This is a genomic window from Kallipyga massiliensis ph2 (assembly GCF_000311985.1).
In the GTDB taxonomy this organism is placed as follows: domain Bacteria; phylum Bacillota; class Clostridia; order Tissierellales; family Peptoniphilaceae; genus Kallipyga; species Kallipyga massiliensis.
Map to the genome: position 1 here is coordinate 1,461,096 of NZ_HE978585.1, position 7,645 is coordinate 1,468,740.

The following is a 7,645-nucleotide window of genomic DNA, read 5'->3' on the forward strand; positions in this document are numbered from 1 at the left end:
AAAACAAAACGATCCAATGGTCTATTATTATACCATCTTCTATCCTCCCTTTTGGTCTTGACCCTCCCGGAAGATCTTTGGTATACTAGCTAGGTCAAATCATCCACTTGCTGGCATAGCTCAATTGGTAGAGCATCTGAATCGTAATCAGAGGGTTGTGGGTTCAAGTCCTATTGCCAGCTTATAAAGAACCGCTTGAAATCAATAGTTTCAAGCGGTTCTTTTGTTCTTGTTCTATGCCGGTGGTGCTACCCATGGTGCTATCGTGAAAAATCATTCATTCTTTCTGTTTTTATCTGTACCATGTGATTTCTTTCAGTACAAATTTACATAGAACGGGCCTACAATCGGCTGAACCGTAGTCTTTTCGTGATATACTACTGTCACCTATTCGAAAAAAAAAGCATATTCCTCCTCTCTTTTTTTAATAACTCACTTTACAATCTTCTAGGAGCTGAGAAAGGGTCACAAACCATGGCAAAAGTATCAGAAGCGCAAAAAAAGTCAACAACATATTTGTGCAACACCTTGTGCATGAGCCTAGCTAATTATTTGACTTAGAACGCCTAAATTTCAATAATGAAGATCAATAGTCTAACTGCTTTGTGCAACACCTTGTGCATCCCTTATCACCAAGATTTTCTTTCACATAATAGTATGGTGAATTTTCTCCGGAATTCCGCAATATTATATAAAGATAGCCTACATAGTGACAAAATTGTCACTATGTAGGCTAATTATGTCACTTCGAAAAGCAAGGGGTAAGACATGAATCTAGGAAAAGAAACGGAAACCATTGAATTCAAAAAGACAACAGGAGAAATCAAAGAGGCGATGATCTCAATATCATCGATTCTTAATAAGCATGGCATCGGAACACTCTATTTTGGTGTAAAACCAAATGGAGAAATATGCGGTCAAGTTGTATCGGAGACCTCACTCAGGGACGTATCAAGATCCGTCTATGAAAACATACGGCCACAGATTTATCCTGCCATTGAAGAAATTGTTCTCGAAGGAAAGCAATTAATCAAGGTGGAATTCAACGGAAATAACACACCCTATTCTGCCGCTGGAAGGTATTATCTTCGGACAGCTGATGAGGATCGGGAAGTGACGCCCGAAGAATTAAAAAGCTTTTTCGTTTCAAACGAATACAAAGAAAGATGGGAAAAATCCCCCTCTACCGCTTCAATAGAACAAGTCGATAAGAAGGCTGTCAAATTGTTTTGGCAAAGGGCTATTTCCGTTGGAAGAATACCAGAGGGAAGATATACTTGCCCAATCATTTTGAAACGGTATGGGCTTGTTAACGGCAATAGACTTAACAATGCGGGTGAGTATCTTTTTGGAATCACTCATCCTGTCTCGTTGAAAGCTGCCATATTTGCTACGAACGAAAAACTCACTTTCCTCGATATGAAGTTATTCGAGAATAATATCTATAATCTTCTTGGAATAGCTGAGGATTATATACTAAAAAACATCCGATGGAGGAGCGAGATCATTGCCACAGAGAGAACTGAGATACCTGAAATCCCCGTTGCGGTAATCAGAGAGGTTCTGGCCAACAGCTTTGCCCATGCCATCTACAACGGCCATACGAATCACGAGATTTGTATACATCCCGGAATGATCACCATCTATAGTCCTGGTGAATATGCGAGCAATCACAAACCGGAAGAGTATATGAGGGGTAATTATGAATCTGTGATTCGCAACGCCACAATTGCCAAAATCCTTTATCTCAACAAGTCAATCGAACAGTTTGGTAGCGGTTTTAAGCGTGTAGGCAGTTTATGTCAAGATGCCGGAATCCGCTTTTCTTATGAGAGTGATAAATTCGGCTTCAAGTTCATCTTGTATAGGCCGTTACTTCAAAGTGACATTCCAAGTGTCACTTTTGATGTCACTTTAAATGGAACCGAAATGGCTGTTCTTGCTATTCTTAAACAGAAGCCGAATTCTTCTCGCAGTGAGATTGCTGATCAAATATCCAAAACGGTAAGAACAGTACAAAGGGCTTTGGATTCCTTGAGAGAAAAGGGGTACATCCGGCGTGTCGGCTCCAAGCAAACACCGAAATGGGATGTGCTGAAATAGAATAGAGATGCCTATTCAAAATTCGGATCCATCCGATCATCGATCACGCAGATCCAGGTGAGCCCGGGATTGAGGACTAAGTCCTCCCCATCCTCGGTCAGGAAACGGGTGGGGGTGGTGTGGTCATCCGGCTTTTCCCAGCGGATGGGAATAACCTTCCCCCCGGTCACATAAAAGCCCTTCCCTTGACCAATGGAGTCGAAGGCCTTGTGGCCCTTATCATCATAGTTGTAGCTGTTGGCATATTGGATGATGACGTTGGTGGATAAGACCGGTTCTTCCGTCCCCTCATCCACCTGGAGGGTCCCCTCCCGATAGCGCTCATAGGCTTGTTTTTCCGGCAGGTACTTGAATTCAATATTGTTGAGCTTGCCTTGATAGTCCAAGATGAAGGACTGGGCGGATTCTCCATGGTCCAGCGGTTCAAAGACCGGGTGGAAAGAAAATCCTACGTCTTTCCCCTCCAGTTGATAGCCCATTTTCTCCGCCTGTTGGAAGGCCTTCTCCAAATTGAAGTAAGAGTCATGGGGTGGCCGTTTCCCGGTTTCCCGATAACGGAAGAAGAGGCCGTCTTCCCCCCTCATCCCTTCCAGGTCATCCAAACTCAAGCGCTTGATTAATTGCAGCCCATCCCATGAGCCGCCGTGGTGGGCATAGATGGCCCCATATTGGTTGGCGATGGTGACGAAGTTGGGACGGGCCGATCGAATGGGACCGACCAGGAAGTCGTTCTGTCCGGGCTTTTGTTCGAAGAGGGCCATGTAGCGGGTAAACTCCCCCTCCACCCTCATCTCCCATACGATGGAGGCCTTGGTCAGGTTGGCCTGGTTACGGGCATAGTATTGGTTGTCAATCATGACCATGATGGGCCGGAGGCCCACTTGGTCTTCTTCGATTTCCAGGCCATTATAAATGGAATAATAAGCTTCTTCCGGCTCCTCTTCCGAGGACACGATGACCGTTTCGGAAGAAATCTCTTCGGAAATTTCTTCGGAAGTAATCTCACTCTTTTTCCCGGAGCAAGCGGTAAAGCTGATCAGAATGAAACAGGCCAAAGCCAGTAAAAATGGGAATTTCTTCATAGTCCCTCCTTTTTTCCTTGCTTATTATAACACAGGAAGGCAAACTATTTCCCGACACTTGCCTATACAGAAAGCGGCCGATGAGTTACAATAGATAAGAGGAAAAGATGATAATTGTGTGGTTTATAGGCTTCCTATGGACCGAAAACTCTTAAGGAGGAAGACATGACAGAACAGAAATCCAGCCAGTACAAGGATCATGAAAATACAAAAACCTACGAGGAAAATAACTCGGTAATCAACAATAATCCCCGCACCGATGAGAACCAGACGAAAACCGCCATCAACCGGAATAAGGTTCCCGGTGAAGAAGAAGAGTAAACAACGATCCTTTGATTAGGGGCTGGAGGAGAAGGTCTATCCCTTTCTCCTTCAGCCCTCTTTTTTTGACAAGAAAAAAGAACCCGGCAGAAATGCCGGGTTCTTTTGTCACATTAGACTTCTTTTCGGTTAACCTGGTTGACTGGATTCCCCTAGGTCCTATTTCAGCTCATCCTCCACTGCCTTGGAAATAGCCCCATCAAGGCCAACGATGGTGATCTTCTTATAGCCAGCCTTTTTGATCTGAGCCTTGGTTTCAGCAGGCAGAAGGTCACGCTTGGAAAGAAGGACAGGGGCATTGAGCTTTCCTGCGACGGGGCCAATGACCAGAGCATCAGCAAAATTCTGCCCCGAAGCCAGGAAGGCTCTATCAGAATTTTCGAAGAAGCGTGAGGCGACGAGGGCAGCCGTCTCATAACGGTTGGCCCCACCTACACGAGCTTCAAGTTTGGGCAATTTGGCCTCAAGAGCCTTGGAAACAGCGGCATCACCACCGACGATGGTGACCCCCTCCACTTTCAGGTCGGCAAGGGCCTTGGCGGTCGCTTCAGGAACTTGGTTGGGCTTGACCAAAAGTATGGGCTGGCCTTCCCTGGCCGCATAGGCGGAAATGGCCAAGGCATCCGCAAAGTCCTGACCGGTAGCAACCACTGCCTTGGAGGAATTCTTGCTTAATGCGACAACCTGCTTGGCGATAAGGGCAGCAGTTTCATAGCGGTCCTTGCCGCCGATCCGCTCTGCCGAGCCGGCGATGGCCTTTGCCTGATCCATGGCCTTTTGAGAAACCGCATTATCCCCACCAACAACAAGGACTTGACGTGCGCCTAAACGCTTGATTTCACCGGCAACACGAGCATCCAGCTGGTCGGTTCCTGTCAGAAGGATGGGCGCATTCATCAGCTTTGCTAAAACGCCGGCTGTAAGAGCATCGGGATAATCATCCATCCGGGCCAGAATTACAGTATCCGCTTTTTCAAAGAATTTTGAAGATACCTTACCCGCAGTATCTATCCGGTCCTCGCCACCAATACGGTCCGTATTATTGTCGGAGGGATTCGGTTGATTACCACCCTTAATGGGACCTCTCAGGTAGATTTTATCCACAGGGTTAATAATGGTGGTCTTTTCTTCAAAAGTTTTCAGAACTTTTTCCCCACCATTACCATCAAGTACATAGTAATAGGGCGTCTTGGTGATTTTCTTGCCCAATTGACCCTCTTGCTTCAGCTTAACTTCCCCTTCTTTCAGGCTTGGGTCAAATTCATAAACGGTGGAATAGGGAATGTCTTCAGTGACTTCCTTACTTCCTTCTTTAATTTTGGAGGAAAGTGTTAAAGTCCATCCCTTGAGATCATCACCTTCCACCGTTAATTGATAGCGTTCATCCAGTTCTGTCTTACGGTTGCCTGTAAATTCTGCAATGAGATGAAAGGTCTTATACTTACCGGAATAGGGGCTAAATGGCTCTAATTCACTCTGAAAAATAGCACGATAGAAAGATTCAGCCCTATTCTCTGACCAAACCGGCACATCCCCTTCCCGGAATAGCAAAGTTTTTTGAATCACCTTTCCGTTTTTCCTGCTTTTCGCAATCTCGGTGACTTCTTTTCCATCCTCTTCCCTTGTTACGGTTGCCCGATAAAGGATGGGCATGGCACCTCTGTCTTCATCAAGGATAATGGAATTCTCTGCGATTTTTGCCTGTGTTTTCGTCTCCATGTTTTGTTGAAGCATGTAGCTTAGGCTTTCATCACCGCCACTGGTCGCATAAATCGTATTTCCCGAATAAATCGGAACAAAGATCGAGTAAATCGTACAATCGGTATATTTATTATTTTTATTATCGGTAATTTCATCCACGGGTACTGTGATTCTCGTTTCCTCTCCGATTTTACCCGAATAGGTTAACTGTGAATAAAGACCGGTATGAACCTGTCCATCTTCTCCGGTTCCTTTGAATTCAATGAAAAATGCAAAAGAAACCGGTTTTCCTTCATCCTCGGGATTGTAATATCCCTTTCCCATATCATAATGATGCCAGTAAAAGCTGACATCCTGCGTCTTTCCCGCTTTTGCTACATCCGTGGTTAAAAATGTGCCAAGGACCATAACCAGAGCGAGAATGAAGCATAGTAGCTTATTCCCAAAACGTTTCATCAAAAAATCCTCCTTCATCTTTTTTAACAAAGTACCTTTGTAACCTTATTGTATCTTTTTGTATAGCGACTAGTCAATTGTTCTTACTAAAAAAAATATCAATCTTGGTCTTTTAACTTTGCCTGGGCTTTTTCCATAAATTTTTCAGGGTTGATGATAAAGCGCTGGTGGATCCCCTCTCCAATCTTCTCATGTCGGTCAAAGGCTTCCACGTGGAAGACCAAGCGCTTGCGGTCGATTTCCACCAGCTCGGACTTACAGGTAATCTCCTCCCCGACCGGAGAAGCAGCCAGGTGTTTAACGTCAATGGCAATGCCTACGGTATCATTATCCGGACCGATTTCACCGGCCACGGACTCCAAGCAGGTAGCTTCCATCAAAGCCACCATGGAGGGGGTGGCATAGACCGGAAGGAGGCCGGATCCTAGGCGGTCAGCCGTATTTTCCTTAGTCACCACTTCCTTCTTTTCTCCCAAAATTCCCAAGTCCATATCATTTCCTTTCTATATCTCTATATGTTATTACTATTCCTATGACAATTATTATATGGCCTTCTCTCATTTTTTCCAGCCTTCCCATGGACATTTGCTTTTTCTTTTCGTATCCTAGTTTTGTTCATGAAATGCAGAAATCCCACAACAGAAAGGATTCAAAATGACCTTTAATAAAGATGCCTATCTCGATTATAAAGACCAAATCCTCCAAAATGCCCAGGATCTCCTTGCCATCCCCTCCCCCTCCGGCTATGGAAAGGCGGTTACCGACCACCTGATGACCCAACTGGCCGACATGGACATTGAGGCGGTGAAAACCCTCAAGGGCGGTGTATTAGCCCATATTCCGGGCAAAATATCCGGAAATGGTATCCTCCTCCAAGCCCATGTGGATACCCTAGGCGGTATGGTCCACGCCATCAAGGAGACCGGGGGAATTCAGATCACACCCATTGGTGGCCTCAACCCCAGCAACACGGAAACGGAGAATGTCACCATCCTGACCCGGTCCGGAAAGACCTATGAAGGGACCTTCCAACTGGAAAATGCCTCTGTCCATGTGAATAAGGATTTCACAACCACCCAGAGGAACTGGGAGACCATGGAGGTAGTTATAGATGAGGACGTCAAGGAGGATGAAGACGTCAAGAAGCTGGGCATCCAGGCCGGGGACTACGTCTTCTTTGAACCCCGGACAAGAATCACCAAATCCGGCTATATCAAGAGCCGGTTCCTGGATGACAAGTTATCCGCCGCCATCCTCCTTGCCTATCTCAAATACTTAAAGGACCAAAAAATCACCTTATCCCGGGACCTCTATATCCACTTCACCATCTACGAAGAAGTGGGCCACGGCGGCTCCCACCCCTTCCCCGAAGGAGTGACGGAGGTCTGGTCGGTGGATATGGGCTGCGTGGGCGAAGGCCTGAACTGCCGGGAAAAACAGGTCTCCATCGCCGCTAAGGATTCCGGCGGTCCTTATAACTATGAACTGGTCTCTCGCCTGATTGAATTGGCCGAGAAATACAATATTGACGCTGCCGTGGACATCTATCCCTTTTATGGCAGCGATGTAGAAGCCACCCTGGCTGCCGGTCACGACTTCCGCCATGCCCTCATCGGCCCCGGCGTCTATGCCTCCCACGGCTATGAACGGTCCCATATCGATGGAGCTGGCAATACTTTCCGGCTGATCCAAGCCTATTTGGAGGATTAATCGCCCCCCTAAAGCAAAACCCGAGAGCGATTGCTCTCGGGCTTCTTATTTGGCGATTTCCTACTCTCCCAGGTCGTCTCCAACCAAGTACCATCGGCGTAAAGAGGCTTAACTTCTGTGTTCGGAATGGGAACAGGTGGATCCCTCTTGCTAAAATCACCATATGAAGAATGAACAACGTCATTCTTATTTCACCTTGCATTCAAATAGTAAAAGATATTTCTGGTCAAATTCACGAGTAATTAGTATCAGTCAGCTTCATACATTACTGT

General features: G+C 46.0%; 6 protein-coding genes, 1 tRNA gene and 1 rRNA gene. 4 read left to right on the plus strand and 4 right to left on the minus strand.

The features are described from left to right. Positions 1-109 precede the first annotated feature (109 nt). Both HGKM_RS06640 and HGKM_RS06645 read left to right on the plus strand, forming a co-directional pair. A tRNA-Thr gene (locus HGKM_RS06640) sits at positions 110-182 on the plus strand. A 586-nt stretch (positions 183-768) separates the two neighbouring features. Next, positions 769-2,103, plus strand: coding sequence for an RNA-binding domain-containing protein (locus HGKM_RS06645; RefSeq protein ID WP_019134557.1), 1,335 nt, complete (start codon positions 769-771; stop codon positions 2,101-2,103). Positions 2,104-2,114: 11 nt separating this feature from the next. Here the strand turns inward: HGKM_RS06645 and HGKM_RS06650 are convergent, their stop codons facing one another. Next, positions 2,115-3,185 (minus strand): DUF3048 domain-containing protein, encoded by a 1,071-nt coding sequence (locus HGKM_RS06650; protein WP_019134558.1) that lies wholly within the window; start codon positions 3,183-3,185, stop codon positions 2,115-2,117. A gap of 165 nt (positions 3,186-3,350) precedes the next feature. On the opposite strand from HGKM_RS06650, the gene HGKM_RS08760 reads away from it, so the two are divergent. Then, the gene (locus HGKM_RS08760; protein ID WP_019134559.1) at positions 3,351-3,506 is read left to right on the plus strand and encodes a hypothetical protein; all 156 of its coding nucleotides are present in this window, start codon (positions 3,351-3,353) and stop codon (positions 3,504-3,506) included. 159 nt (positions 3,507-3,665) lie between these two features. On the opposite strand, the gene HGKM_RS08320 is transcribed toward HGKM_RS08760, so the two are convergent. Together HGKM_RS08320 and HGKM_RS06660 are read right to left on the minus strand one after the other, a co-directional pair. Then, a complete protein-coding gene (locus tag HGKM_RS08320; RefSeq protein WP_019134560.1) occupies positions 3,666-5,663 on the minus strand; it encodes a cell wall-binding repeat-containing protein in 1,998 nt (665 codons plus the stop codon). Positions 5,664-5,761: 98 nt separating this feature from the next. Then, positions 5,762-6,154: a thioesterase family protein gene (locus tag HGKM_RS06660; RefSeq protein WP_019134561.1), complete on the minus strand. Its 393-nt coding sequence runs from the start codon at positions 6,152-6,154 to the stop codon at positions 5,762-5,764. A gap of 163 nt (positions 6,155-6,317) precedes the next feature. Between HGKM_RS06660 and HGKM_RS06665 the strand changes: the two genes are divergently transcribed. Then, positions 6,318-7,373 carry a M42 family metallopeptidase gene (locus HGKM_RS06665; RefSeq protein WP_019134562.1) on the plus strand — a complete coding sequence of 352 codons (1,056 nt, stop codon included), beginning with the start codon at positions 6,318-6,320 and terminating at the stop codon, positions 7,371-7,373. Positions 7,374-7,420: 47 nt separating this feature from the next. Here the strand turns inward: HGKM_RS06665 and rrf are convergent. Beyond that, positions 7,421-7,537: ribosomal RNA gene (gene rrf, locus HGKM_RS06670) — 5S ribosomal RNA — on the minus strand. Positions 7,538-7,645: the final 108 nt, after the last annotated feature.